At 72.3% G+C, this 26,154-nt stretch carries 23 protein-coding genes; 18 read left to right on the top strand and 5 right to left on the bottom strand.

Features of this window, described 5'->3' with window-relative positions; genetic code table 11:
• Window positions 1-61: 61 nt before the first annotated feature.
• Window positions 62-1,216 carry a nicotinate-nucleotide--dimethylbenzimidazole phosphoribosyltransferase gene (gene cobT, locus ABTX60_RS35460; RefSeq protein ID WP_352101130.1) on the top strand — a complete coding sequence of 385 codons (1,155 nt, stop codon included), beginning with the start codon at window positions 62-64 and terminating at the stop codon, window positions 1,214-1,216.
• Window positions 1,217-1,350: 134 nt separating this feature from the next.
• Window positions 1,351-2,049 carry a hypothetical protein gene (locus ABTX60_RS35455; protein ID WP_352101129.1) on the top strand — a complete coding sequence of 233 codons (699 nt, stop codon included), beginning with the start codon at window positions 1,351-1,353 and terminating at the stop codon, window positions 2,047-2,049.
• Here ABTX60_RS35455 and ABTX60_RS35450 read toward each other — a convergent pair.
• Window positions 1,989-2,750 (bottom strand): hypothetical protein, encoded by a 762-nt coding sequence (locus tag ABTX60_RS35450; RefSeq protein WP_352101128.1) that lies wholly within the window; start codon window positions 2,748-2,750, stop codon window positions 1,989-1,991. The two genes, ABTX60_RS35455 and ABTX60_RS35450, sit on opposite strands and share 61 nt — an antisense overlap.
• A gap of 60 nt (window positions 2,751-2,810) precedes the next feature.
• Here ABTX60_RS35450 and ABTX60_RS35445 point away from each other — a divergent pair, with 60 nt between their 5' ends.
• The 9 genes from ABTX60_RS35445 (at window position 2,811) to ABTX60_RS35405 (ending at window position 15,199) form a co-directional block, all read left to right on the top strand.
• The gene (locus ABTX60_RS35445; protein WP_352101127.1) at window positions 2,811-3,593 is read left to right on the top strand and encodes an adenosylcobinamide-GDP ribazoletransferase; all 783 of its coding nucleotides are present in this window, start codon (window positions 2,811-2,813) and stop codon (window positions 3,591-3,593) included.
• Window positions 3,594-3,675: 82 nt separating this feature from the next.
• On the top strand, window positions 3,676-4,287 hold the full coding sequence (locus ABTX60_RS35440) for an RDD family protein (RefSeq protein WP_352101126.1): 612 nt from the start codon (window positions 3,676-3,678) through the stop codon (window positions 4,285-4,287).
• A 235-nt stretch (window positions 4,288-4,522) separates the two neighbouring features.
• Window positions 4,523-6,049 carry a leucyl aminopeptidase gene (locus ABTX60_RS35435; RefSeq protein WP_352101125.1) on the top strand — a complete coding sequence of 509 codons (1,527 nt, stop codon included), beginning with the start codon at window positions 4,523-4,525 and terminating at the stop codon, window positions 6,047-6,049.
• Between the two features lie 355 nt (window positions 6,050-6,404).
• The gene (gene lpdA / locus ABTX60_RS35430) at window positions 6,405-7,793 is read left to right on the top strand and encodes a dihydrolipoyl dehydrogenase (protein WP_033312603.1); all 1,389 of its coding nucleotides are present in this window, start codon (window positions 6,405-6,407) and stop codon (window positions 7,791-7,793) included.
• 62 nt (window positions 7,794-7,855) lie between these two features.
• Window positions 7,856-9,655: a 2-oxoglutarate dehydrogenase, E2 component, dihydrolipoamide succinyltransferase gene (gene sucB, locus ABTX60_RS35425; RefSeq protein WP_352101124.1), complete on the top strand. Its 1,800-nt coding sequence runs from the start codon at window positions 7,856-7,858 to the stop codon at window positions 9,653-9,655.
• A 234-nt stretch (window positions 9,656-9,889) separates the two neighbouring features.
• Window positions 9,890-10,513 (top strand): GntR family transcriptional regulator, encoded by a 624-nt coding sequence (locus ABTX60_RS35420; protein WP_352101123.1) that lies wholly within the window; start codon window positions 9,890-9,892, stop codon window positions 10,511-10,513.
• Window positions 10,514-10,781: 268 nt separating this feature from the next.
• A complete protein-coding gene (aceE, locus tag ABTX60_RS35415; RefSeq protein WP_352101122.1) occupies window positions 10,782-13,484 on the top strand; it encodes a pyruvate dehydrogenase (acetyl-transferring), homodimeric type in 2,703 nt (900 codons plus the stop codon).
• A gap of 153 nt (window positions 13,485-13,637) precedes the next feature.
• A complete protein-coding gene (locus tag ABTX60_RS35410; protein WP_352101121.1) occupies window positions 13,638-14,624 on the top strand; it encodes a helix-turn-helix transcriptional regulator in 987 nt (328 codons plus the stop codon).
• A gap of 56 nt (window positions 14,625-14,680) precedes the next feature.
• Complete coding sequence (locus ABTX60_RS35405) at window positions 14,681-15,199, top strand: DUF4240 domain-containing protein (RefSeq protein ID WP_352101147.1); 519 nt, start codon at window positions 14,681-14,683, stop codon at window positions 15,197-15,199.
• Here ABTX60_RS35405 and ABTX60_RS35400 read toward each other — a convergent pair whose 3' ends face one another.
• The gene (locus tag ABTX60_RS35400) at window positions 15,200-15,427 is read right to left on the bottom strand and encodes a hypothetical protein (RefSeq protein ID WP_352101120.1); all 228 of its coding nucleotides are present in this window, start codon (window positions 15,425-15,427) and stop codon (window positions 15,200-15,202) included.
• A gap of 54 nt (window positions 15,428-15,481) precedes the next feature.
• Window positions 15,482-16,258 (bottom strand): peptidoglycan recognition protein family protein, encoded by a 777-nt coding sequence (locus ABTX60_RS35395; protein WP_352101146.1) that lies wholly within the window; start codon window positions 16,256-16,258, stop codon window positions 15,482-15,484.
• A 274-nt stretch (window positions 16,259-16,532) separates the two neighbouring features.
• Between ABTX60_RS35395 and ABTX60_RS35390 the strand changes: the two genes are divergently transcribed.
• Window positions 16,533-17,717: a MarP family serine protease gene (locus tag ABTX60_RS35390; protein WP_352101119.1), complete on the top strand. Its 1,185-nt coding sequence runs from the start codon at window positions 16,533-16,535 to the stop codon at window positions 17,715-17,717.
• Window positions 17,718-17,724: 7 nt separating this feature from the next.
• Here ABTX60_RS35390 and ABTX60_RS35385 read toward each other — a convergent pair whose 3' ends face one another.
• Window positions 17,725-18,222 (bottom strand): GNAT family N-acetyltransferase, encoded by a 498-nt coding sequence (locus tag ABTX60_RS35385; RefSeq protein ID WP_352101118.1) that lies wholly within the window; start codon window positions 18,220-18,222, stop codon window positions 17,725-17,727.
• A 71-nt stretch (window positions 18,223-18,293) separates the two neighbouring features.
• On the opposite strand from ABTX60_RS35385, the gene ABTX60_RS35380 reads away from it, so the two are divergent.
• Window positions 18,294-19,196 carry a TIGR01777 family oxidoreductase gene (locus tag ABTX60_RS35380; RefSeq protein ID WP_352101117.1) on the top strand — a complete coding sequence of 301 codons (903 nt, stop codon included), beginning with the start codon at window positions 18,294-18,296 and terminating at the stop codon, window positions 19,194-19,196.
• A 519-nt stretch (window positions 19,197-19,715) separates the two neighbouring features.
• Window positions 19,716-21,122, top strand: a complete 1,407-nt coding sequence (locus tag ABTX60_RS35375) for an NAD(P)/FAD-dependent oxidoreductase (RefSeq protein WP_352101116.1) — start codon at window positions 19,716-19,718, stop codon at window positions 21,120-21,122.
• 78 nt (window positions 21,123-21,200) lie between these two features.
• On the opposite strand, the gene ABTX60_RS35370 is transcribed toward ABTX60_RS35375, so the two are convergent.
• The gene (locus ABTX60_RS35370; RefSeq protein WP_352101115.1) at window positions 21,201-22,679 is read right to left on the bottom strand and encodes an NsdA family TPR-like regulatory protein; all 1,479 of its coding nucleotides are present in this window, start codon (window positions 22,677-22,679) and stop codon (window positions 21,201-21,203) included.
• A gap of 238 nt (window positions 22,680-22,917) precedes the next feature.
• Here ABTX60_RS35370 and lipB point away from each other — a divergent pair, with 238 nt between their 5' ends.
• The 4 genes from lipB to ABTX60_RS35350 all read left to right on the top strand — a co-directional run bounded on the left by lipB (window position 22,918) and on the right by ABTX60_RS35350 (window position 26,104).
• Complete coding sequence (gene lipB, locus ABTX60_RS35365; RefSeq protein ID WP_352101114.1) at window positions 22,918-23,760, top strand: lipoyl(octanoyl) transferase LipB; 843 nt, start codon at window positions 22,918-22,920, stop codon at window positions 23,758-23,760.
• A 131-nt stretch (window positions 23,761-23,891) separates the two neighbouring features.
• Window positions 23,892-24,857 (top strand): lipoyl synthase, encoded by a 966-nt coding sequence (gene lipA, locus ABTX60_RS35360; RefSeq protein ID WP_352101113.1) that lies wholly within the window; start codon window positions 23,892-23,894, stop codon window positions 24,855-24,857.
• Window positions 24,858-25,119: 262 nt separating this feature from the next.
• Complete coding sequence (locus ABTX60_RS35355) at window positions 25,120-25,323, top strand: SCO2195 family GlnR-regulated protein (protein ID WP_030837456.1); 204 nt, start codon at window positions 25,120-25,122, stop codon at window positions 25,321-25,323.
• A 79-nt stretch (window positions 25,324-25,402) separates the two neighbouring features.
• Window positions 25,403-26,104 carry a DUF4191 domain-containing protein gene (locus ABTX60_RS35350; RefSeq protein WP_352101112.1) on the top strand — a complete coding sequence of 234 codons (702 nt, stop codon included), beginning with the start codon at window positions 25,403-25,405 and terminating at the stop codon, window positions 26,102-26,104.
• Window positions 26,105-26,154: the final 50 nt, after the last annotated feature.

The following is a 26,154-nucleotide window of genomic DNA, read 5'->3' as shown; positions in this document are numbered from 1 at the left end:
GCCGTGACGGAGTGATGATGTGGCGCCGTGCTGTTCGACCCGGGCCGGTACTGTTCGGCGAATGAGCTCGCTTAATCTCGACGACTTCACCGATCTGATCGAGCGTCCGGACGGCGGGATCCGTCGTGACGCCGAGGCGCGCCGGGAGCGACAGATCGTGCCGCCCGGGTCGCTGGGCCGACTCGACGAACTGGGTGAGTGGCTGGCGGCGGCGCAGTCCGCCGTGCCGGTCCGGCCGGTCGAACGGCCGCGGGTGGTGCTCTTCGCCGGCGACCACGGCGTCGCCGGGCTGGACGTCTCGGCCCGGCCGGCGGGCAGCGCCGGGGAGTTGGTGCGCGAGGTACTCGAGGGCGGCCGGCCCGTGTCGGTGCTGGCACGGCGGCTGGGCGTGCCGGTGCGGATCGTCGACATGGCCCTGGACTGCGACCCCGAGGCCTTGCCGGCGGACGTCGTGCGGCACCGGGTGCGGCGCGGCAGCGGACGGATCGACATCGAGGACGCGCTGACCCCCGAGGAGGCCGAGGCGGCCTTCCTGGCCGGGGTCGCGGTGGCCGACGAGGAGGCGGACTCGGGCACGGATCTGGTGGTGCTCGGCGATGTGAGCGTCGGCGGGACCACGGTGGCGGGCGTGCTGGTCGCGGCGCTGTGCGGGGTCGACGCGTCGGTCGTGACGGGGCGCGGCGGACAGGCGATCGACGACCTGGCGTGGATGCGCAAGTGCGCGGCGATCCGCGACGCGCTGCGCCGGGCTCGTCCGGTGCTCGGGGACCAGTTGCAGTTGCTGGCGGCGGTCGGCGGGGCCGACATCGCCGCGATGACCGGCTTCCTGCTGCAGAGCGCGGTGCGCAAGCTCCCGGTGGTTCTCGACGGGGTCGTGGCGGCCGCGTGCGCGCTCGTCGGGCAGCGCATCGCGTTCCGGGCGCCGGACTGGTGGCTGGCCGCGCACGACAGCGGTGAGCCCGGGCAGGCGAAGGCGCTGGACCGGATGGCGCTGGAGCCGCTGCTCACCCATGGCGTGACCGTCGGGGAGGGTGCGGGCGGCCTGCTGGCGCTGCCGCTCGTGCAGGCCGCCGCCGCGCTGGCGGCGGAGCTGCCCGAGAAGCCGAAGGAGTCCGAGGACCCGAAGGGGTCCGAGGAACCGAAGGGGTCCGAGGAGCCGGAGGGTTCCGAGGAGCCGGGCGGGCCGGAGGCCTCGGAGGCGCCCGCCGAGCAGTAGCGGCGCCGAGATCCAGGTCACTCCCGCCTGGCTCAACTTCGTCCCGTTCCGGTCGGTCTTGGAACGTGGTGTCGGTTTGACTGAGTCGCAGACACCCTCAGACCACGCCGCGCAGGGACGAGGACGACCGCCGGATGACCACGCTCGCCCGCTGGGCCCGCGCCGAATGGGGTGCGCTGTACGCCGCGGTGCGCGGGCCGCTGACCGAGCGGCGGTGGCGGGCCGCGCCGATGGCGGTCACGGCCGTGTGCCTCACGGCCGTGCTGCATGTCGTGCACAACCAGGCGTGGGGCTTCCGGTTCGTGCAGAACGCCGGTGGCGTGCGGGCCGAGGACCCGTTGTGGCTCGCGCTGCTGCGCACGCCGCTGTCGCTGTTCGTGCCCGCGCTGGACCTGCCGGTGTGGGGCGCGCTCGTGCAGATCCTGCTGGTGTTCGGCGTCGCCGAGCTGTGCCTGGGCCGGTGGCGGACCCTGGCCCTCGCCTACGTCGCGACGCTCGCGGGCACGCTGTACGCCCGCCTGGGCATCTGGCTGGGCCCGGACTCACCGCTCGGCCTGCCCGCCTCGGACGCCCGGGTCGTGGACACCGGGCCGTCGGCGGCGGTGGTCGGCCTGGCCGTCTTCCTGGGGTGGCGTTACCGCGCGTACGTCACGGCCTCCGTGGTGATCGTGGCGATGGTGGCCGAGATCGCGCTGAAGGAGAACCTCGCGGGCAAGGAGCACCTCGCGGCGATCGCGGCGGTACTGGTGCTGTGCGCGGCCGGCGAGTTGCGTCAGCGGCGTTCGAGGGACCGGGCCGGCTCGGGGTCGGGCGCGCCGCCGATCCAGTCGTGAAAGGCCCGCGAGGGGGCGGCCCAGCGGCGGTCGTGGTGGTAGGAGCGCAGGGCGGATCTGGCCCGGGCGCGGGGCCGGTTGCGGTAGAAGCGTTTGGCCCACGGTGAGGTGGGCCGGGCCAGCCGTACGGCCCCGGCCAGGGCGATGAAGGGGATGACCACGCCGACGACCGCGAGGCGGACCTTGCCCTTGAACAGGGCGATGAGGGCGAACGCGAAGTTCACGAGGACGTTCCCGAGGACGACGGCACGGTTCTGCTGCTGGTCGTCGCTGAGGTCGTTGACACCCAGCGGCGAGAAACCGATCAGGAGGAGGCCCACGAGCGAGGCGGTGAGGACGACCATCTCGACGCTCTTGCGGCCGTCGGGGGTCCAGTAGACGTCGGCGAGGTGGAGGACCAGGGCGAACTCGTCGAGGACGAGGCCCGCTCCGATGCCGAAGAACACCGCGGCCAGGCACGACCCGAAGCCGTGCTGCCCACCCGCCACCGCGCCGAAGCCGCCGACGATCGTCAGGATGACCCCGGGAACCACGTGGTGGACGTGGACGCCACCGCTGCTGACGTTGCCGAAGGGGCCCTTGCCCGCCCGGATGAGCCGCGTGATGAGACGGGTGATCAGGAAGGTCAGCACGAAGGCGACGAGAGCGAGAAGCAGTGGCAGCTTGCCGGGTTCGATGATGTTCCGCTCAAGCCATCCCATATGTGAACTTTATCCTCGGCTGCCGTTACCGCTCCCCTGACCGGCCGGTAGCCTGCGCCGGTGCCCAGAACCTCGCCCCTCGACGGCCTCCGTTTCGCCTTCGGCACCCTCACGGTGATCCCCGTCCGGGTGACCCGATGGGACCGGGAGGCCGCACGCGGCGGCATGCTGTGCGCTCCGCTGGCGGGGCTGGCGGTCGGTGCCGCCGCCGCCGGGCTCGGGCTGGCGCTGCTGTTCCTCGGTGCGAGCGCCCCGCTCGCCGCCGTGGCGAGTGCCGCCGTGCCGGCCGCCCTGACCCGGGGACTGCACCTCGACGGGCTCGCGGACACCGCCGACGGGCTGGGCAGCGGGAAGCCCGCCGAGGACGCGCTGCGGATCATGAAGCAGTCCGACATCGGTCCGTTCGGGGTCGTCACCCTCGTCCTCGTCCTGCTCGCGCAGGTCGCCGCGCTCGCCCAGGCGTACGAAGCCTCCTGGGCCCGGGGCGCGTGCGCCGCCGTCGTCTCGGCGGCCCTCGCCCGGCTGGCTTTGACCCTGGCGGCCCGGACCGGGGTTCCGGCGGCCCGGCCGGAGGGGCTGGGCGCGGCGGTCGCGGGTGTGGTGCCGGTGCGGGGCGCGGTGGTCGCGGCGGTCGCCGTCACCGTGGCCGCGGCAGCGGCCGGTGCCCTCTTCGGACCGTACGGCGCGATCCGTACGGTGCTCGCGGTCGTCCTCGCCCTGGCCGCCGCCGAGGCGCTGCTGCGTCACTGCACGCGCCGGTTCGGCGGGGTCACGGGGGACGTCTTCGGTGGTCTGGCGGAGACGGCGGCGACCACGGCGCTGGTCGTTCTGTCACTGGGCTGAAACGATCTCCTCGCCCCTCTCCTGCACGGGCCGCTCAGCCGCTAGCTTCCTGCCCCGACACACAAGTGATCGGGGGACGTTCATGCCGAAGCTGCGCCGCGCCCTGGCCTGGTTCGTCGATTTCGCGCTGGTGGTGGCGCTGGCCTCGGCGCTCGCCGTGCTCACCTTCCACCGGGTCTCCGCGCTCGTCACCGACGTGCCCGAGCTGGCCACCCGCGGCGGTTTCGACCTGCTGACCTCGCGCGGTGACGTGCTCGACGCCTCGCAGGACCTCGGGCTCTCGCTGTGGAACAAGTCGGTGCTGTACGTCGAGCAGGCCTTCGGGCTGCTGGTGCCGGCGGTGTTCCTCTACCAGTGGGCGTGCCTGTCCCTGGCCGGGCGCACGGTCGGCAAGGCCCTGGTGGGACTGAGGGTCACGACGGATTCCCCGCGCAGGGTCAGGGCGGCGCGCCGGGCCGCGGTCACCACCGCCGCGGACGTCGCCGTGTACGCCGTGGCCTGTGTGCTGCTGGTCGAGGGTCAGGTCGTGCTGTCGGTGCTGGTGTGGGCGGGCGCGGTGGCGCTGTTCCTGTTGAACGCGCTGCCGGTCCTCTCCCCCGGCCGCCGCTCCCTCGCCGACCGGTTCGCGGGCACCTCCGTCACCGGGATCGGGCTCAGCAGGCCCGTCGCCATGCCCCCAGTTCGTCCTGTGTGACCCGGCTCACCGGTGTGAGGGATCGAGAAATGGCCACTACGCCACCGACAGGTGAACGCCCGCAGGAATGAGCGAACGAGGCCACGCGCGTAGTCTCGTCGTCGAGTGTTCGCCGCACCGGGGAAGGCCCCGTGACACCCGCCCTGCGAGGTCGGCATAGGGTCGGCTGTCGGGCCCGGTCGACCCACACCGTTCGACCTCAGCAACTTCACATCGGAAGCGAGATTTCACCACCGTGACTGCTCTCACTCTCAGCACCGCCGCGGCGCCCGGTCTGCGGGCCGACGCGATCGTGATCGGTGTCGCCAAGGGTGCCAAGGGGCCGGTCGTCGCACCGGGCGCCGAGGCCGTGGACAAGGCGTACGACGGCAAACTCGCCGGCGTTCTGGAGACTCTCGGCGCCTCCGGCGGCGAGGGCGAGGTGACGAAGGTGCCGGCGCCGTCCGGCTTCAAGGCACCGCTCGTCCTGGCGGTCGGCCTCGGCGCGGTCCCGGAGAAGGACGCCGACTACGGCACCGAGGCGCTGCGCAAGGCCGCCGGTGTCGCCGCCCGCGCCCTGGCCGGGTCCAAGAAGGCCGCCTTCGCCCTGCCGCTCGGCGACGCCGCCGACGCGGGCGCGATCGGGGAGGGCGCGCTGCTCGGCGCGTACACCTTCGACGCCTACAAGGACAACGGCAAGGACCCCAAGGCGAAGAACGGCAAGGCTCCTCTCGCCGAGATCGCCCTGCTCGGCGGCAAGCCCCGCGACAAGGCGTACAAGGCCGCGATCGAGCGCGCCGCCGCCGTGTCCGAGGAGCTCAACCGCTCCCGCGACCTGGTCAACACCCCGCCGAACGACCTGAATCCCGAGTCGTTCGCCGCGATCGCCCAGGCCGCGGCCAAGGAACACGGCATCAAGATCCAGGTGCTCGACGAGAAGGCCCTGACCAAGGGCGGCTACGGCGGCATCCTCGGCGTCGGCTCCGGCTCGGCGGCCACCCCGCGCCTGGTCAAGCTGTCGTACACCTCCTCCAAGGCGAAGAAGCACCTCGCCTTCGTCGGCAAGGGCATCACCTACGACTCGGGCGGCATCTCGCTGAAGCCGGCCGGTCACAACGAGACGATGAAGTGCGACATGGCCGGTGCGGCCTCGGTGTTCGCCGCGGTCGTCGCCGCCGCGCGTCTCGGCCTGGAGGTCAACGTCACCGGCTGGCTCGCGCTGGCCGAGAACATGCCCTCCGGATCCGCGACCCGTCCGGGTGACGTGCTGCGGATGTACAGCGGCAAGACGGTGGAGGTGCTCAACACCGACGCCGAGGGCCGGCTGGTGCTCGCCGACGCGCTGTGGGCCGCCTCCCAGGAGAAGCCCGACGCGATCGTGGACGTGGCGACGCTGACCGGGGCGATGGTGCTGGCGCTGGGCAACCGGACGTTCGGGATCATGGGCAACGACGACGCGTTCCGCGCGGCGCTGGTCGAGGCCGCCGAGGAGGTCGGGGAGCCGGCGTGGCCGATGCCGCTGCCGGAGCACCTGCGCAAGGGGATGGACTCGGCCACGGCCGACATCGCGAACATGGGTGAGCGGATGGGCGGCGGGCTGGTCGCCGGTCTGTTCCTGCGCGAGTTCGTGGGCGAGGGCATCACCTGGGCGCACCTGGACATCGCCGGGCCGGCCTTCAACGAGGGCGGGCCCTTCGGGTACACGCCGAAGGGCGGCACGGGGACGGCCGTGCGGACGCTGGTGCGGCTGGCGGAGCTGACGGCTGCGGGCGACCTTGGCTGAGTTCGCCTCTTAGCTCGGTCTCGCCTGTCGTGTGGCGAGTGCGGGGGCGTGGGGGCTGTTCACGCAGTTCCCCGCGCCCCTTGGGTCCGCTGCCCTCGCGCCCCGCGGCGGAGCCGCAGATCAGACACAGCCCCACGCCCCTTGGGCGCTGCCCTCCAGGCGTCAAAGACGTGGCTCATCTGAACGTGGGGCGTCTCACACCGCAGCCCGGCGTCTCCTTGTGTGCCGACAAGTGCGAAGATGGGGCTCGGCAGGACAGGGCCCCACCGAAGGGCCGAAGAACGAGCGGCCGGACACCAGCCGCCTGCCGGTCGTCGAAGACCGGCTTACGGCGCACATGCATGGAGGACGTGACGTGGCGAACGACGCCAGCACCGTTTTCGACCTAGTGATCCTCGGCGGTGGCAGCGGTGGTTACGCCGCGGCCCTGCGCGGGGCGCAGCTGGGCCTGGACGTCGCCCTGATCGAGAAGGACAAGGTCGGCGGCACCTGCCTGCACCGGGGATGCATCCCCACCAAGGCCCTGCTGCACGCGGGCGAGATCGCCGACCAGGCCCGCGAGAGCGAGCAGTTCGGCGTGAAGGCCTCGTTCGAGGGCATCGACATCGCCGGGGTCCACAAGTACAAGGACGGCGTGATCGCCGGCCTGTACAAGGGTCTGCAGGGGCTCGTCGCCTCCCGGAAGGTGACGTACATCGAGGGTGAGGGCCGCCTGTCCTCCCCCACCTCCGTCGACGTGAACGGCCGCCGCGTCGAGGGCCGCCACATCCTGCTCGCGACCGGCTCCGTGCCGAAGTCGCTGCCCGGCCTGGACATCGACGGCAACCGGATCATCTCCTCCGACCACGCCCTCGTCCTGGACCGCGTGCCGAAGTCCGCGATCATCCTGGGCGGCGGCGTCATCGGCGTCGAGTTCGCCTCCGCGTGGAAGTCCTTCGGCACCGAGGTCACGATCGTCGAGGGCCTGAAGCACCTCGTCCCGGTCGAGGACGAGAACTCCTCCAAGCTGCTGGAGCGCGCTTTCCGCAAGCGCGGCATCAAGTTCAACCTGGGCACCTTCTTCCAGAAGGCCGAGTACACCCAGGACGGCGTCAAGGTCACCCTCGCCGACGGCAAGGAGTTCGAGGCCGAGGTCCTGCTGGTCGCCATCGGCCGCGGCCCGGTCTCCCAGGGCCTGGGCTACGAGGAGCAGGGCGTCGCGATGGACCGCGGCTACGTCCTGGTCGACGAGTACATGCGCACGAACGTGCCGACCATCTCCGCCGTCGGTGACCTCGTCCCGACCCTCCAGCTCGCGCACGTCGGCTTCGCCGAGGGCATCCTGGTGGCGGAGCGCCTGGCCGGTCTGAAGACCGTTCCGATCGACTACGACGGTGTCCCGCGGGTGACGTACTGCCACCCGGAGGTCGCCTCCGTCGGTATCACCGAGGCCAAGGCCAAGGAGATCTACGGTGCGGACAAGGTCGTCGCTCTGAAGTACAACCTCGCGGGCAACGGCAGGAGCAAGATCCTGAACACCGCGGGTGAGATCAAGCTCGTCCAGGTCAAGGACGGTGCCGTCGTCGGCGTCCACATGGTCGGCGACCGCATGGGCGAGCAGGTCGGCGAAGCCCAGCTGATCTACAACTGGGAGGCGCTGCCCGCCGAGGTCGCGCAGCTCATCCACGCCCACCCGACCCAGAGCGAGGCGCTCGGCGAGGCCCACCTGGCCCTCGCAGGCAAGCCCCTCCACGCGCACGACTGACCCCTCGGTCGACGAACGCGACGACACAGACTTCCGCACTTCCGTAAGGAGCAACCGAAACCATGGCGGTTTCCGTAACCCTTCCGGCGCTCGGTGAGAGCGTCACCGAGGGCACTGTCACCCGCTGGCTGAAGGCCGAGGGCGAGCGCGTCGAGGCCGACGAGCCGCTGCTCGAGGTGTCGACCGACAAGGTCGACACCGAGATCCCCTCGCCCGCCGCCGGTGTCCTGGCCTCCATCAAGGTCGCCGAGGACGAGACGGTCGAGGTCGGCGCCGAGCTGGCCCTGATCGACGACGGCAGCGGCGCGCCCGCCGCCGCCGAGGCCCCGCAGGCCGAGCAGGTCGCCGAGCCCGCTCCCGAGCCGGCCCCGGCCGCCCCGTCCACCGAGCAGGCCGCCCCGGCGCCCGCTCCCACCGCCGACGCCGCCACCGGCGGCGGCTCCGCCGAGGGCACGGACGTCGTCCTGCCCGCGCTCGGCGAGTCCGTCACCGAGGGCACCGTCACCCGCTGGCTGAAGTCGGTCGGCGACAGCGTCGAGGCCGACGAGCCGCTGCTCGAGGTCTCCACCGACAAGGTCGACACCGAGATCCCGGCGCCCACCTCGGGCACGCTGCTGGAGATCGTGGTCGGCGAGGACGAGACCGCCGAGGTGGGCGCCAAGCTCGCCGTCATCGGCGAGGCGGGTGCCGCTCCGGCCGCCGCCCCCGCGCAGGAGGCCCCGGCCGCCCCGGCGCAGCCCGAGCCCGCCCAGGCCCCGGCGCCGCAGCAGGCTGCCCCGGCCCAGCAGGCTCCCGCCCCGCAGGCTCCGTCGGCTCCGGCCCCGCAGCAGCAGACCACCCCGGCTCCCGAGCCGGTCCCGTCCGCTCCCGCGCCCGCCCCGGCTCCGGCCCAGGCCCCGGCCGCTCCGGCCGCCGCCACGCCGGCCGACGACGGCGCCTACGTCACCCCGCTGGTGCGCAAGCTCGCCGCCGAGCAGGGCGTCGACCTGGCCACCGTCAAGGGCACCGGCGTCGGCGGTCGTATCCGCAAGCAGGACGTCGTCGCCGCCGCCGAGGCCGCGAAGAGCGCCGCCGCCACCCCGGCCCCCGCCGCTGCCGCCCCGTCGGCCTCGAAGAAGGCCCCGGTGCTGGAGGCGTCCCCGCTGCGCGGCCAGACCGTCAAGATGCCGCGCATCCGCAAGGTCATCGGCGACAACATGGTCAAGGCCCTGACCGAGCAGGCCCAGCTGTCCTCGGTCGTCGAGGTCGACGTCACCCGCCTGATGAAGCTGCGCGGCCGTGCCAAGGACGCGTTCGCGGCACGTGAGGGCGTCAAGCTCTCCCCGATGCCGTTCTTCGTCAAGGCCGCGGCCCAGGCGCTGAAGGCGCACGCGCCGATCAACGCCAAGATCAACGAGGCCGAGGGGACCATCACCTACTTCGACACCGAGAACATCGGTATCGCGGTGGACTCCGAGAAGGGCCTGATGACCCCGGTCATCAAGAACGCCGGTGACCTCAACCTCGCCGGTATCGCCAAGGCCACGGCCGACCTGGCGGGCAAGGTCCGCGCCAACAAGATCACCCCGGACGAGCTGTCCGGCGCGACCTTCACCATCTCCAACACCGGGTCGCGCGGCGCGCTCTTCGACACGATCATCGTGCCGCCGGGCCAGGTCGCCATCCTCGGCATCGGCGCGACGGTCAAGCGTCCCGCCGTCATCGAGACGGAGGAGGGCACGGTCATCGGCGTCCGCGACATGACGTACCTGACCCTGTCCTACGACCACCGCCTGGTGGACGGCGCCGACGCCGCCCGTTACCTGACGGCGGTCAAGGCCATCCTGGAGGCGGGCGAGTTCGAGGTCGAGCTCGGCCTCTGACCCTCTTTCACGGTTGCACGGTGCCCCTGTCCGGAATTCTCCGGGCAGGGGCACCGCCCGTTTTTCAGGGGCGCGGGGAACTGCGCGAGCAACCCCCCACAACCGTCAGCCGAACGACAACCCCACTCCCCCGTGTAAGTCTCGTCTCACCTGCACCAAGACACCCCCACCCGCCCCACCCGCGGCGCGAACCGGCCGTATTGTCTAAACGTCAATCCCGACCGAGGAGCCCTCATGACCGCGCCCGTCATCCACTCGCTCCGCGAGCAGATCCGCGAGCACATCCTGGAGGGGATCATCAGCGGACGCTGGCAGCCGGGCGAGCGGATCGTCGAGCGCCGGATCGCCACCGAGCTGGAGGTCAGCCAGACCCCGGTCCGCGAGGCCCTGCGCGAGCTGGAGTCCTTGCGGCTGATCGAGTCCGCTCCGAACAAGGGCGTGCGCGTCCGCAACCTCACGGCCGCCGACCTGGAGGAGAGCTACCCGGTCCGGGCCGGCCTGGAGGCCATCGCCGCCGAGCTGGCCGCCCAGGGCCTCGCGGAGGACTGCACGGCGCTGGAACCCCATGTCACCGCCTTGTACGAGGCCGACCGCGCCGCCGACGGCACCGCCCAGGTGCGCCACACCGTCGGCTTCCACCGCGAAATGGTCCGCGCCGCCGGCAACTCCGTCCTGCTGCACACCTGGGAAGGCCTCGGCATCGAGGTGTTCACGGCCCTGTCCATCCGCTGGCTGGGCACGCAGCAGCAGTCGTACGCGGAGGAGCACGAGGAGCTCGTCGCCGCGTTCAAGCGCCGTGACCCCCGGATCGCCGAACTGGTGAAGGCACACGTCCTGGGCTGCGCGCCCCGGGCGTGACACTCGAGCACATCCCCGCTCAAAAGCCTCCGACCTGCAAAAACCATTCGAAAACCAGTCACCGCGTGCCACTGCCGGAGGCACCCCGTGCCTACTTTCTCGTGATCAAGAGGTTTTGCCCCTCAACCCTTTGATCGATCATCGATCAGGGAGTTACAGTCGCCGACGGGCTTGCCACCCAAGCCCTCCGCCCTGTCCTGCCAAAGACAAAGGGCACCCCCGATCCCCGCATGTGAGGGAACCCCCTTCGACTGAGGAAGGCGGCGACATGACCGACCCCAACGCCATCCAGCCGAGCGAGCTCGACCAGCTCCCCGACCGGGACCCCGAGGAGACCGCCGAATGGCAGGCCTCCCTGGACGCGGTCGCCAAGGCTGCCGGGCCGCACCGTGCCGCATACCTGATGCGCCGCACGCTGGAGCGCGCCGAGGGCGCCGGCATCGCACTGCCGAAGCTCCTCGAGACCGACTACGTCAACTCCATCCCCACCTCCGCCGAGCCGGCCGTGCCCGGTGACGAGGCGATGGAGCAGCGGATCACCGCCTGGAACCGCTGGAACGCGGCCGCGATGGTCACCCGCGGCAGCAAGTACGGCGTCGGCGGCCACATCGCCACCTTCGCCTCCGCGGCCTGGCTGTACGAGACGGGCTTCAACCACTTCTTCAAGGGCAAAGAGGCCGACGGCTCCGGCGACCAGCTCTACATCCAGGGCCACGCCTCCCCCGGCATCTACGCCCGCGCGTTCCTCGACGGCCGTCTGAACGAGGAGCAGCTCGACAACTTCCGCCGGGAGGCGGGCGGCAACGGCCTGCCCTCCTACCCGCACCCGCGCCGCCTGCCCTGGCTGTGGGAGTTCCCGACGGTCTCCATGGGCCTCGGCCCGCTGTCGGCGATCTACCAGGCGCGCTTCAACCGCTATCTGGCCAACCGCGACATCAAGGACACCGCCGGTTCGCACGTGTGGGCGTTCCTCGGCGACGGCGAGATGGACGAGCCCGAGTCGACGGCGGCCCTGGCGCTCGCGGCCCGTGAGGAGCTGGACAACCTCACGTTCGTCATCAACTGCAACCTGCAGCGCCTCGACGGCCCGGTCCGCGCCAACTTCAAGATCGTGCAGGAGCTGGAGGCCCAGTTCCGCGGCGCCGGCTGGAACGTGATCAAAACGCTGTGGGGCACGGCCTGGGACGAGCTGTTCCAGCTCGACACCACGGGCGCGCTCGTACGCCGCCTGCGCCAGGTACCCGACGCGCAGATCCAGACGTACCAGACCCGCGACGCGGCCTACATCCGCCAGGACTTCTTCGGCGGCGACCCGGCGCTCGTGGAGATGGCGAAGCTGCTGAGCGACGACAAGATCCTCGAGTGCTTCCACCTCTCGCGCGGTGGTCACGAGTCGCGCAAGGTGTTCGCCGCGTACAAGGCGGCCGTGGAGCACAAGGGCGCGCCGACCGTGATCCTGGCCCAGACCGTCAAGGGCCACACCCTCGGCGAGGGCTTCGCGTCGAAGAACGCCAACCACCAGATGAAGAAGCTGACGGTGGACGAGTTCAAGAACATGCGCGACCTGCTGGAGCTGCCCATCAAGGACAGCGACTTCGTCGACGGCGTGGTCCCCTACGGCCACCCCGGCGCCGACTCCCCCGAGGTCCGCTACCTCCAGGAGCGGCGTGCCGCCCTGGGCGGCCCGGCCCCGGCCCGGCGCGTCCACCCGGTCGCCCCGCTGCCCGCCCCGGCGGAGAAGGCGTTCGCGTCCTTCGACAAGGGCTCCGGCTCGCAGAACGTGGCCACCACCATGGCGTTCGTCCGTCTGGTCAAGGACCTGGTCCGCGACAAGGAGACCGGCAAGCGCTGGGTGCCGATCGTCCCCGACGAGGCGCGCACCTTCGGTATGGAGTCGCTGTTCCCGTCGCTCGGCATCTACTCGCCGAAGGGCCAGACGTACGAGCCGGTCGACCGCGACCAGCTGATGTACTACAAGGAGGCCCAGAACGGCCAGATCCTCAACGAGGGGATCACCGAGGCCGGTTCGATGGCCGACTTCATCGCCGCTTCGACGTCGTATTCGACGCACGGCGAGGCGATGATCCCGTTCTACATCTTCTACTCGATGTTCGGCTGGCAGCGCACGGCGGACCAGATGTGGCAGCTCGGCGACCAGCTCGGCCGCGGCTTCCTCGTCGGCGCCACGGCCGGCCGCACGACGCTGACCGGTGAGGGCCTGCAGCACGCCGACGGCCACTCCCCCGTGATCGCGGCGACCAACCCGGCGGCGCTGTCGTACGACCCGGCGTTCGCCTACGAGGTCGCGACGATCGTCAAGGACGGTCTGCGCCGGATGTACGGCGAGGCGGCCCCGGGTGAGGACCAGAACGTCTTCTACTACCTGACCGTCTACAACGAGCCGCTGCCGCAGCCCGCGAAGCCGTCCGTCGACGGCGTCGACGAGGGCATCGTCAAGGGCCTGTACCGCTTCAACACGGCGGAGTCGGCGGGCATCACGCCCCCGGCGAACGCCCCGCGGATCCAGCTGCTCGGCTCGGGTACGGCGATCCACTGGGCGCTCAAGGCGCAGCGGCTGCTCGCAGAGGAGTGGGGCGTGGCTGCCGACGTGTGGTCGGCGACGTCCTGGAGCGAGCTGCGCCGGGACGCCCTGGAGGCGGACGAGGCGCTGCTTCGCGGCGAGGAGCGGATGCCGTTCGTGCGGCAGGCGCTCCAGGGTGCCGAGGGCCCGGTGCTGGCGGTCTCCGACTACATGCGCCAGGTCCCGGACCAGATCGCGCAGTGGGTCGAGCAGGACTGGTCCTCGCTGGGCGCCGACGGCTTCGGCCTCTCCGACACCCGTGAGGCGGCCCGCCGCCACTTCGGTGTGGACGCGGAGTCGATCGTCGTCGCGGCCCTGGCCCAGCTCGCCAAGCGCGGCGAGGTGAAGGCGGCGTCCGTGAAGGAAGCGCGCGAGCAGTACGGTCTGTAGGTTCTGCGGCCCTCATCGGTCCCGGTCGTTCGTCGACCGCGGACCGGTGGGGGCCTCTCGCGCAGTTCCCCGCGCCCCTGGAACAGGCCTGCTCGGTCACGCCCGGACAGGCCCCCCACACACCCGCACCCGAACACGCACCATGATGGCCCTATGCGTGCTGCCCGGCTGATCAAGATGGTGCTGCTGCTCCAGTCCCGGCCCTCCATGACGGCCGCCGAGCTCGCCCGTGAGCTGGAGGTGTCGGAGCGGACGGTCACCCGTGACGCGCAGGCGCTGTCGGAGGCGGGCGTGCCGGTGTACGCGGACCGGGGCCGGGCCGGTGGCTACCGGCTGGTCGGCGGGTACCGGACGCGGCTGACGGGGCTGCATCGCGGTGAGGCCGAGGCACTGTTCCTGTCCGGGGTGCCCGGGGCGCTGCGTGAGATGGGTCTGGAGGACGCCGCCTCGGCGGCCCGGCTGAAGGTGTCGGCGGCGCTGCTGCCCTCCCTGCGGGACGCTTCCCGGTCGGCCGCCCAGCGGTTCCATCTGGACGCGCCGAACTGGTTCAAGGAGCCCAGGACACCCGCGCTGCTGCCGGCCGTCGCCGACGCGGTGTGGGACGACCGGCGGATCAGCGCGCGCTACCGGCGCGGGGAGGACGAGGCCGTCCGGGAGCTGGAGCCGTACGGGCTCGTGCTGAAGGCGGGTGTCTGGTACCTGTGCGCCCGGGTGGCCGGGCCCGGAGCGTTCCGGGTCTACCGGATCGACCGGTTCACGGCGGTGGACACCGACGGCGAGCGCTTCGAACGGGAGCCGGAGTTCGACCTGCCCGCGTTCTGGGAGGAGCGGGCGGAGCAGTTCGCGCGATCCCTTCTGCGGGCTCGGGTCGTGGCGCGCCTTTCCCCCGACGGAGTGCGCGCACTGCCGTACGCCCTCGACTCGGTGTCCGCCCGGGAGGCCCTGGCGGACGCGGACGGCCCGGACCCGGACGGCTGGGTGACGGTGGGCCTGCCGGTGGAGTCCGAGGAGGTCGCCCACACCCAGCTGGCGGCGCTCGGCCCGGAGGTTGAGGTGCTGGCGCCGGAGAGCCTGCGCGAGCGGTTCGCCGCCGACGCGGCGCGGCTGGCCCGGCTCTACCGGCCCGGGGACGGCGCATAACGATCCCGCCCACTCCGGGTGCGCCCCTGTGCCCCAGGGCCGATGCTTGACCCGTGATGGACGAGACGGAGTTCTGGGAGCTGGTGGACGACGCCCGGGAGGCCTCCGAGGGCGACCCGGAGGAGCAGGCCGACCTGCTGGTGGACCGGCTCGCCCAGCTGGATCCGGACTCTGTCCTGGACTTCGCACGGCACTTCGAGTCCCGCTACAACCGCGCCTACCGCTGGGACCTGTGGGGCGCCGCCTGGGTGCTGCTCGACGGGGCGAGCGACGACGCCTTCGACTTCTTCCGGTGCTGGCTGATCGGCCAGGGGCGCGAGGTGTTCGAAGGTGCCGTGCACGACCCGGACGCGCTCGCCGATCTGCTGGACGACTTCGACGAGGAGATCGACGGCGACGGCGAGGAGCTCGGCTACGCGGCGGACGAGGCCTACGAGCAGCTCACCGGCGTGGTCGCGCCCGACCTGGAGATCGCGCCGGCACCCCCGGAACCGGAGGGCACGCCGCTCGACTTCGAGAACGAGGGTCTGCTGGCCGAGCGCTACCCCCGGCTCTGGCAGCGCTTCAGGGGCTGATCAGGCGGCCCGGCGGCGGCCGGTGTCGGACGCGATGTACGCGTGTGTTCCCTCGGCCCGCACCGCGTGGTGCAGGGGCGCCGCGTTGGCCTGGTCGAGGGCGGACGCGGTGACCGCGGCCGGCCCCAGGACGACGGTCATGACCGCGCAGAGCACCGCCCAGGGGCCGCGCGTGCTCCCCGTTGGCACGTCCGTGTTCCCCGGGGCCTTCGTACGACCGTTGTTCATGGTCCCCACCTTCGGGTCGGCTGTCTGTGGACACGACCGTAGGGAGCCGGGATGTCAGGACGCTGCGCGTTCGCTGTGGCCTTGCCGTGGACCGTCCGGCCGGCCCTGGAGACGGGCCGCGAGCTGTCTGATCTCGGGCAGGCGGGCATGCAGGGCGGCGCCCGGGCAGCTGGTCATGTAGCCGTCGTCGTGGCCCGCGAGGGCGGGCAGGCGGGCCGTGGTGCCGGCCGCGTACCGGCTCAGGCCGTTGCTGGAGACCAGGCGGACGTGCGAGCGCGGGTCGGTGCCGCTCAGGCCCAGTTTCCAGGCGGACAGCGCGGCGATCGCGCGGATCATGGGCTGCGGCACGGGCATGCCCTCGGTGAAGGTGCCGAGGGCGGCGATGCCCGCGGTGCGGTGGTTGAAGCCCTGGGTGTGGGCGCCGGTGACGGCGCGCTCCACGCCTCCGGCGCGGCCCTCGTAGATGGTGCCGCAGCGGTCGACCACGAAGTTGTAGCCGATGTCGTCCCAGTCGCGGGTGCCGGTCTGGCCGGTGTAGAGGTCCCGGATGATGCGGGGCGCGTCGGCGCAGTCGTAGCCGTTGGGCGAGTCGGTGTGGTGGACGAAGACGGCGGCGACCCGGTCGTCGTAGCGCGGGCGTGGCTGTGCGCGGGCGGCGTCGCCCAGCCAGTGCGCTCTCGGCTCGATGGGCGGGCGCGGGGCGGTGTAGGACATGGCCGGGGAGCGGGGTGGGGCGGCGCGGGAGCCGGTGTCGGCGGCGTTCTCCACGCCGTGGGCGCACAGGAACAGCGCCACGACGGCGGCGGCGCCCGGCAGGCAGCCGAGCGGCACGCGGACCGCGCGCGGCAGGCCGGCTATGCCGGGTGTCCCGTCGGCGGAGCGCCTGCGTGCGCCCCGCCGTCTTCGGAAGACACGCATGGTCCCACTGTCGGCCTGATCCGGTCCGTCCGCGATGTGTGATGTGCCACCCGGTGGAACCATCGTCACGGTCCGCGGCGTTTTTCCATGTGCACGCCCGGCCGATTCCCGATCACCCGTGCGCGTGTGACTGATCACCGGGCCCTCCCCCCGCGTATTAAGGGTTTCCGAGAGAGAGGCGGCGTGCGTGGACCTGCTCGACATCCTGCTGTTGCTGGTCGTCCTGGCCTACGCGGCGTCCGGGTACCGGCGCGGGCTGGTGGCCGGCTGTGTGTCGCTGGCGGGCTTCGTGGGCGGTGCGGTCGTCGGTGTGTGGATCCTGCCGTGGGTCATGGACCTGGTGGAGGCCGGTACGACGCGGGCGACGCTGACGGCGGTGTTCACGGTGCTGCTCCCGGCGGTGGTGGGGCACGAGCTGGCGGGACGCCTCGCGCTGCGCCTGCGGCGGGAGCTGGACCGGGGGCCGCTGCGGGTGGCGGACGGGATCGGCGGGGCGGTGGCCAACGCGGTGGCCGTGCTGATCGTGGCGTGGGTGGCCGCGAGCGTCCTGGGCGCGTCCTCGTCGCCGCTGGTCACCTCGGCGATCCGGGACTCGCGGCTGCTCGGCGCCGTGCAGCGGACGATGCCGGACACCACCCCGGCCTGGTTCTCGGGGGCCACGTCCGCACTGACGCAGGCCGGTTTCCCGCAGGTCTTCAACCCCTTCGAGAACGAGTCGACGGCCGAGGTCGCCAAGCCGACCGGCGACAGCGTCACGGCGGCCGCCACCGACGCGGCCCAGCGGAGCACGGTGAAGGTCGAGGGCGTCGCGGGCACCCAGGGGCGCGAGGGCAGCGGGTTCGTCTACGCGCGCGAGCGCGTGATGACCAACGCCCATGTGGTGGCGGGCATCGACGAGCCGACCGTGCAGATCGGCGGCGTCGGGCGGACGTACGAGGCGCGGGTGGTGCTCTTCGACCCGCAGAAGGACGTGGCGGTGCTGTACGTACCGGGCCTCAGGGCGCCCGTGCTGCGGTTCGACGACGACGCCGAGCGCGGTGACTCGGCGGTCGTCGCCGGCTATCCCCAGGACGGCGACCTGAACCTCCAGGCGGCGACGGTCGCGAACCGGGTGCGGGCCACGGGCCAGAACATCTACAACGACGGGACGGCCACCCGGGAGATCTACTCGATCCGCTCCACGGTCCGCCCGGGCAACTCCGGCGGCCCGCTGCTCACCACGGACGGCCGGGTGTTCGGCGTGGTCTTCGCCCGCTCCACCTCGGACGCCGAGACGGGCTACGTCCTGACGGCGGACGAGGTCGCCTCCGACGCGCGGCGCGCGGCGGGCGCGACGGCACCGGTGGACACGGGCGAGCTGGCCGCGTCGTAGCCACGGCTCACAGGAAGCGCCCCATCACCACGTCGTCGACGTAGCCCCCGTCGAGCAGGAACTCCTCGGGCATGACCCCCTCGACCACGAACCCCTCGGCCGCGTAGAGCGCCCGGGCGGGGGTGTTGTGCCCGAGGACGCGCAGGGTGATGCGGCGGGCGCCGCGCCGGCGGGCCTCCTCGACGGCGGCCCGGACCAGTGCCCGCCCGACCCCGCGGCCGCGCGCCTCCCCGGCGACGGCGAGGCCCTGGATCTGGCGGACGTGCCGGTTCGAGTCGAGCTCGGTGGGGAAACCGAGGAGGACATAGCCCGCGAGCCGGTCGCCGAGCTCGGCGACCAGGCAGTCCTCGGGGGCGTGCCGCTCGCCGAAGAAGGGAGCGTACGGCGGCTGCGGCTCGGGCTTCACCGCGTGCAGGGGCGACCAGGCGAGCCGGTCGAGCAGGGCCAGCTCGTCGTCGTCCTCGGGGCGGGCGGTGCGGATGCGTGGTGCGGGAAGCTCGGGCATGGGCGTCACCCTACGGCGAGCGGATCGAGGCCTTGCGAAGGTTTTACGGGGCCGCCCGGCAGGATGGATTTATGGAACATTCAAGATTCGCGGTGGCGGGTGCGTCCGGGCTCATCGGCAGCGCCCTGGTGCGGTCCCTGACCGCCGACGGACACGAGGTGCGCCGCCTGGTGCGCGGCACGCCCCGCTCGGCCGGGGAGATCCGCTGGGACCCCGAGGGGGGTCGGGTGGACGCGGCCGGGCTCGCCGGGTGCCACGCGGTGGTGAACCTGGCGGGGGCCGGGGTCGGCAACCGGCGCTGGACGGATGCCTACAAGCAACGGATCCGCGACAGCCGGGTGAACGGCACGGCGGCCCTGGCCGAGGCGGTCGCGTCGCTGGACGCGAAGGACCGGCCGCGGGTCTTCGTGAACGGCAGCGCCATCGGCTACTACGGCGAGACCGGACAGCGCGCGGTCGACGAGAGCGCGCCCGCGGGAGAGGGCTTCCTGCCCGAGCTGTGCGTCGAGTGGGAGGGGGCCACCGCACCCGCCCAGGAGGCCGGTGTCCGCACGGTGTTCACGCGGACGGGGCTGGTCGTCTCCCGCGAGGGCGGCGCCTGGGGGCGGCTGTTCCCGCTGTTCCGGGCAGGGGCCGGCGGGCGGATGGGCGACGGGCGGCAGTACTGGTCGTTCGTCGCGCTGCACGACGAGGTCGCCGCGATCCGGCATCTGATCGAGACCGACGGCCTGTCGGGGCCGTTCAACATCACCGCGCCGAACCCCGTGACGAACCGTGAGATCACGGCGGCGATGGGTCGCGTGCTGCACCGCCCCACCCTGTTCCCGGTGCCCGCGGCGGTCCTGCGGACCGTGCTGGGCGAGATGGCCGGGGACGTCCTGGGCAGTGCCCGGGTGCTGCCCGCCCGTCTGCTGGAGTCGGGCTTCCGGTTCGCCTTCCCGGAGATCGAGGGAGCGATCAGGGCGGCACTGTGACGGCTCGCCACGGGGTGCGGGACCGGGCCCATCCGGCGAGGCGGACCGGGCCGCCTGTCGGGGCCCGGCCGGTACACGCCGCCCGCCTGCCGGGGGACCCGGCCGGGGCGCACCGGCCGCCCGCCCCGGGCCTCAACCGGGGCGCACGGCCGCCCGTCCAGGCTCCGACCGGCGCCCACCGACCGCCCGCCCGGGGACTGAACCGGTGCGCACAGGCCACCCCTCCGGGACCTCGACCGGCACGCACCGGCCGCCCCGGGGCCTCGACCGGTGCGGACCGGCCGCCTGTCCGGGATCCGACCGGACGTTCCGAGACACCTCCCCGATCCGCACACCAGCCTCCTGCGACCACTTGATGCCCACAAGGCGTCCGAATGCGACCGCCGTGCGACCGTGCCCTGTCGATGCGCGACTCCCGCTGACCGATCACGGTCCTACCCTCGACCAGAACTCGCGTATCCCTGCGGCCTGTTGAGGGCATGACGTCTCCAGCGCCCGCGCAACCTCGAGGAGGGGCACGTGCTTGAGCCCGCGTACCAGGCGGACGTGGTCGTCGTGGGGGCCGGGGTCGCCGGACTCTCGGCCGCGCACCGGCTGACCAGCGCAGGAGTGACGACCATGGTCCTGGAGGCCGCCCACGGGGTCGGCGGCCGCATGGCGACGGAGAAGGTCGACGGCTTCCGGCTCGACAGGATCGGCCAGTTGCTGTCCACGGCGTATCCGGAACTACGACAGACACCCGGTCTCGACGGGCTGGTGCTGCGGCCCTTCGCGCCCGGTGTCCTGCTGCACGGCGACGGACGCCACCACCGTGCCGGCGTCCAGCCGGGCGCAGGGGGCGCACGGGGCGCACTGCACGCGGTACGCGCGCTGGCGAGTGCCCCCCGGTCGCCGTCCGCGTCCAGGTCGCCCCGGAGGCCGGTGGCCGTGCCCGGCCGGCAGGTCTCGGTCCCCCGCAGCCGGCCCGGCGCTCCGCTGGGCACGGCCGTCGACCAGGCCCGGCTCGGCGCCGCCCTGACCCGGCTCGCGAGCACACCGGCCGAACGGCTGCTGTCCCGACCGGAGTTGCCCGCCGGGGAGGCCCTGGCTGCGCGCGGGCTGCCCGCCCGTACGATCGACGGCTTCCTGCGCCCCCTGCTCGCCGCCCTGCTGTGCGACCCGGGCCTGACGACGTCCAGCCGGTGTGCCGACCTCGCGCTGCACGCCTTCGCGCGGGGCCGGTTGTGCCTGCCGGAGGGCGGCGCGGAGGCCCTGCCCGAGCAGCTGGCACGCACACTGCCGCCGGGCACGGTGCACACCGGCGTGCGCGTCACCTCCGTCTCGACGACCTCGGTGACCACCGCGGAGCACGGTGAGATCCGGTGCCGGGCGGTTCTGGTGGCGACGGGCGCGCGCGCCGCCGCCGAGCTGCTGCCCGGGCTGCGGGTGCCGGAGTTCCACCCGGTGACGGTGGTGCACCACACGACCGACGAGCCACCGGCGACGGGCGCGTCGCTGTTGCTCGACGCCGACCTCGGCGGGCCGGTCGCGCACACGGCGGTGGTCAGCCAGGTCGACCCGACCCGGGCACCGGCGGGGCGGTCGCTGGTGTCGTCGACGGTGCTCGGGAGGCCTCGCGGGGACATCGACACGGCTGTGCGCATGCATCTGGCGCGGTTGTACGGGGTGTCGACGGCCCGGTGGGAGACGCTGGCCGTGCACCGGACGGTGGAGGCGGTGCCGGCGATGCGGCCGCCGCATGATCTGCGGCGGCCGGTGCGGTTGATCGCCGGGCTGTATGTGTGTGGGGATCACCGCGACACCAGTACTGTCCAGGGGGCTTTGCACTCCGGGCACCGGGCTTCGGCGGCGATCTTGGCGGACCTGGGGGCGGGGCGGTCGATGCACGTCGCCGATCCGCTGCCGACTGTGCCGCGGGCTGCGTAGGTGACTCGTCGGCCGCGGGCGCGTGGGGGTTGTTCGCGCTCACGCGGCGGAGCCGCACATCGACACGGCCCCGCGCCCCTAAAGAAGGGCCGCCACCTTGTCGCGGTAGTTACGCACCGGAGCCGCGTCCTTGTACGGCTCCAGACGGCGCTCGAAGTCCCTCACGTACTCCACCGCCCGCACCGAACGCATCTCGGCCGCCTGGCCCGCCGCCTCCGCGGCCAGCTGGCAGGCCTGGTCGAGTTCACCGAGGCCCAGGCGGGCGGTGGCGAGGACGACGCGGCAGAAGAGGCGGCTGCGGGCGTAGGAGGGGGCGCGCAGCTGGAGTGAGCGCTCGGCATGCTGGGCGGCGGCGCGGAACTGCTGCAGGTCCCGGTGGCAGTGGCCGAATTCGTCGGCGAGCTGGGCCTCGTCGAAGAACTTCGCCCAGTGCGGCACGTCGTCGCCGGGCCGGGCCGTCTCCAGGGCGCGTTCGGCCCTGACCAGGGCGGCGGTGCAGGCCCGGACCTCACCGAGGACTCCGTGCCCGCGCGCCTCGGAGGCGTGCAGCAGGGCCTGGACGACGGGCGGTCCCGAGGTGCCGACGCCCTGCTGGGCCACCCGGGCGAGCTGGACGGCCTCTCGACCGTGTCCGAGGTAGACGGCCTGGCGGCTCATGGTGACCAGCACGTAGGCCCCGTAGGTGCGGTCCCCGGCCGCCTGGGCGAGCCGCAGCGCCTGCACGAAGTAGCGCTGGGCCAGTCCGTGCGCGGCGATGTCGTACGAGGTCCAGCCGGCGAGCCGGGTCAGATCGGCGGCGGCTGCGAACAGCCGGCGGCCGGTCTGCTCGCCGTAGGTGCCGCGCAGCATGGGCTCGCACTCGTGCTCCAGGTAGCGCACGAGGGCCTGGCGGGCGTGGCCGCCGCCGTAGGCGTCGTCGAGGGTGCGGAACAGTTCGCCGACCGAGCGCAGGGCGGCGATGTCGCCGGCGGTGACCTTCTGGCCGGGTCCCCGTTCGGCCTGGCCGCGCTGGCGGGGCAGGGGCGGGGCGCCCTGCTCGGCCGTGGCCGTGGGGCGGAGGGTGGGACGGCCCTGAACCGGGACGCGGGACACGGGCATCTCGCCCCGCGCGACCTTCTCGTCGGCCCGGCCGATCAGCCAGTCGCGGCTGGGCACGACGAGCCCGGCCGGGGTGAAGGCGATCTTGCGGAGCTCGGCGTGGCTGCCGGAGTCCTTGCGCCACAGCCCGCTGACGATGTCGACGGCCTCCTCGGGGGTGGCGGCGAACTCCAGCCCCGCGTAGACGGGGGCGCAGGCGTCCAGACCGAGGTCCTGGGCGGTGAGGCGTCGGCCCAGGCGCCGGGTGAAGACCTCGGCGATCAGGGCCGGGGTGGTGCCCCTGGGCTGCTGGCCGCGCAGCCACCGGGTGACGGATGTCTTGTCGTATCTCAGATCAAGCCCGTGTTCGAGACCCAGCTGGTCCACGCGACGGGCGAGTCCCGCGTTGGAAAACCCCGCTTCTGCGATGAGCGCGGCGAGCTGTCGGTTGGGGGTGCGCTGCGCGGGTCGTTCCGTCATCTGCGGTGCGGTCTCCTGCCTTCCGGCCTTCGTGATGTGCGCGGATTGCCTGTGAGCAGGCCTTATGCCTTGCTGAACGGCGCGAATGTAGCGGAGAGTAAGCACCCCATCACACATTTTCACGGACATTCATCCGATCGTGTGAGGATTGCCCCCGGGACTGACGCGTCCGGGCCGGACGTACAGTGGCTTGGGCGCGTTACGTGCCTGACACACCCGTCCGAGGGAGGCGCTTGCCGTGAGTGAGTTGCGGTTCGTCCGCATGGGGTTCGGTGACGAGGCCGTCGAGTACCAGGAGGCGTGGGACGAGCAGCGCCGGGTGCACGCGGCGCGCTTCGCGGACGAGATCCCCGACACCGTGCTGCTCCTGGAGCACCCCCCGGTCTACACGGCCGGCCGGCGCACGGCGGACAACGAGCGGCCCCTCGACGGCACGCCCGTCATCGACGTGGACCGCGGCGGCAAGATCACCTGGCACGGCCCGGGCCAGCTGGTGGGCTACCCCATCCAGAAGCTCCCGCGGCCGGTGGACGTCGTGGCGCATGTACGCCGCCTGGAAGAGGCCCTGATCCGCGTCTGCGCGGACTTCGGACTGGAGACGAGCCGGGTCGAGGGCCGCAGCGGTGTGTGGATCCTGGGCGACCCGGTCGAGCAGCGCCCCGCCTGGGGGTCCCCCCGGCCGGAGGCTGGGGGAGGGCTGTCGCTGGACTTCGACCCCCGGCTGCACGACGAGGAGTTCGACCCGCGCATGAACGGCCCGGAGTACGCGCCGTCCAACGCGGGCCAGCGCCGGGAGGACCGCAAGATCGCGGCGATCGGCATCCGCGTGGCCAAGGGCGTGACCATGCACGGCTTCGCGCTCAACGTGAACCCCGACAACAAGTGGTTCGACCGGATCATCCCGTGCGGCATCCGCGACGCGGGCGTCGCCTCACTGGCCGGCGAGCTCGGTCGGGACGTGACGATCGAGGAGGTCCTGCCGGTGGTGGAGCGCCACCTGCGGGAGGTCCTGGAGAACGCGGAGCCGAAGCCCCGGGAGATCGAGAGAACACCGGCGGCCGTCAGCCCGTCCGGCGCTTGAGGACGAGGCCTCCAGGCCGAAGCGGGGCCCTGGAGGCAGCAGCCCCCAGGGGCCGGGAGACCACCGTCGGGTTTCAAATCAACGGGCGTACGCTAGAGGACGCCGAAGAATCAATCGCTAGGGAGCCGGTCGTGTCCGCAGTCGCACCCGACGGACGCAAGATGCTGCGCCTGGAGGTCCGCAACAGCCAGACCCCCATCGAGCGCAAGCCCGAGTGGATCAAGACCCGGGCGAAAATGGGTCCCGAGTACACCGCGATGCAGAAGCTCGTGAAGAGCGAGGGCCTGCACACGGTCTGCCAGGAAGCCGGCTGCCCCAACATCTACGAGTGCTGGGAGGACCGCGAGGCGACCTTCCTCATCGGCGGCGACCAGTGCACCCGGCGCTGCGACTTCTGCCAGATCGACACCGGCAAGCCCGAGGCACTCGACCGCGACGAGCCCCGCCGCGTCGGCGAGTCCGTGGTCACGATGGATCTGAACTACGCCACGATCACCGGCGTCGCCCGCGACGACCTGGAGGACGGCGGCGCCTGGCTGTACGCCGAGACCGTGCGCCAGATCCACCGGCAGACCGAAGGGCGCGAGGCCGGACGGACGAAGGTCGAGCTGCTGGCCCCCGACTTCAACGCGGTCCCCGAGCAGCTGGCGGAGGTCTTCTCCTCCCGGCCCGAGGTCTTCGCGCACAACGTCGAGACGGTCCCGCGGATCTTCAAGCGCATCCGCCCCGGCTTCCGCTACGAGCGCTCCCTGAAGGTGATCACCGAGGCGCGCGACTACGGCCTGGTCACCAAGTCGAACCTGATCCTCGGCATGGGCGAGACCCGCGAGGAGGTCAGCGACGCGCTGAGGCAGCTGCACGAGGCGGGCTGCGAGCTGGTCACCATCACGCAGTACCTGCGGCCCTCCGTGCGCCACCACCCGGTGGAGCGCTGGGTCAAGCCGCACGAGTTCGTGGAGCTCGAGGAGGAGGCCGAGCAGATCGGCTTCTCCGGCGTGATGTCCGGTCCGCTGGTGCGCTCCTCGTACCGGGCCGGGCGGCTCTACCAGATGGCCATGCAGAAGCGGGACGGGCACGTCGCGGCCCAGCCCGTCTGACGAACCGTCACCTCCCTTGCCCGTCACAGGGCGAGACAAGCGTGTGAATTCGCGCACAAGGGGCTACTCGCCAGTAGCGACCGATTCGACGCGGTCCTGACCGTCCTCGCAGATGAGGGCACATGTCAGGACCGCGTCGGCGTTCCACCGGTCCCCGCCGGCCCTTCATGGGTGTTTGACCGGTCGGTCACGCGCTGGTAACACCAATCAGTAACACTGAACTCACAGCACGTACACCCGCACCCGAGGGGGGACCTCACCCATGCAGGCCGCGCCGCCCGTCCGCGCCACCGCGATCCCGTCCTTCACGACCGCCCTGCGTGCCGTCGAGTCGCTGCTGATGAGCAGCGGTCAGCGCACGGCCCGCCGCAACGCCTGGACCTCCGTGCTGGAGGACCGCCGCCGCGCCAAGGACCGGGTCGAGACGCAGCGCGTCATCGAGCAGTCCCTGTCCGTCCGTCCCTGACCCCGCCCGGGCCCTCCCCCAGGGGCGCCCGCGGACACTGCCGTCGTAGGGGCTTGTGGGGCCACGTAGACTTCGTGGCATGGCGAGGAAGGAACCTGCAGCGGACGCTGCTAATGCCGGGCGACTGAAGCAGATCGCCCTGACCTACAAGATGACCCGCAAGGCCGACAAGAAGATCGGTCTTGTACTCGCGGCAGTCGGAATCGTCACCTTCGGTGTCTTCCTCGCGATCGGTTTCCTGATCGGTCACCCCATCTATCTCGGCATCCTGGGCCTCCTGCTCGCCTTCCTCGCGTCGGCGATCGTGTTCGGGCGCCGGGCCGAGCGGGCCGCCTTCGGGCAGATGGAGGGACAGCCCGGTGCCGCGGCGGCGGTGCTCGACAACATCGGCCGGGGCTGGACGACGACCCCCGCGGTGGCGATGAACCGCAACCAGGACGTGGTGCACCGCGCGGTCGGCAAGGCCGGCATCGTCCTGGTCGCCGAGGGCAACCCGAACCGGGTGAAGACCCTGCTGGCCGCCGAGAAGCGGAAGATGAACCGCATCGTCGCGGACGTCCCGGTGCACGACCTGGTCGTGGGCACGGGCGAGGGCCAGGTCGAGCTGAAGAAGCTGCGGACGACCATGCTGAAGCTCCCGCGCGTGCTGACCGGCCCGCAGGTCACGGCCACCAACGACCGGCTGCGCGCGCTCGGTGACCTGATGAGCAACATGCCGCTGCCGAAGGGCCCGATGCCCAAGGGCATGCGCCTGCCGAAGGGCGGGCCGAAGGCTCGCTGACACCCGTACCCGACATGAACGAGGGGCGCCCGGATCACACCGGGCGCCCC

The sequence above is a fragment of the Streptomyces sp. NPDC126510 genome, assembly GCF_040302345.1.
Classification (GTDB): domain Bacteria; phylum Actinomycetota; class Actinomycetes; order Streptomycetales; family Streptomycetaceae; genus Streptomyces.
The sequence above is the reverse complement of the archived record's forward strand: the minus strand, read 5'-3'. Positions and strand labels throughout refer to the sequence as shown.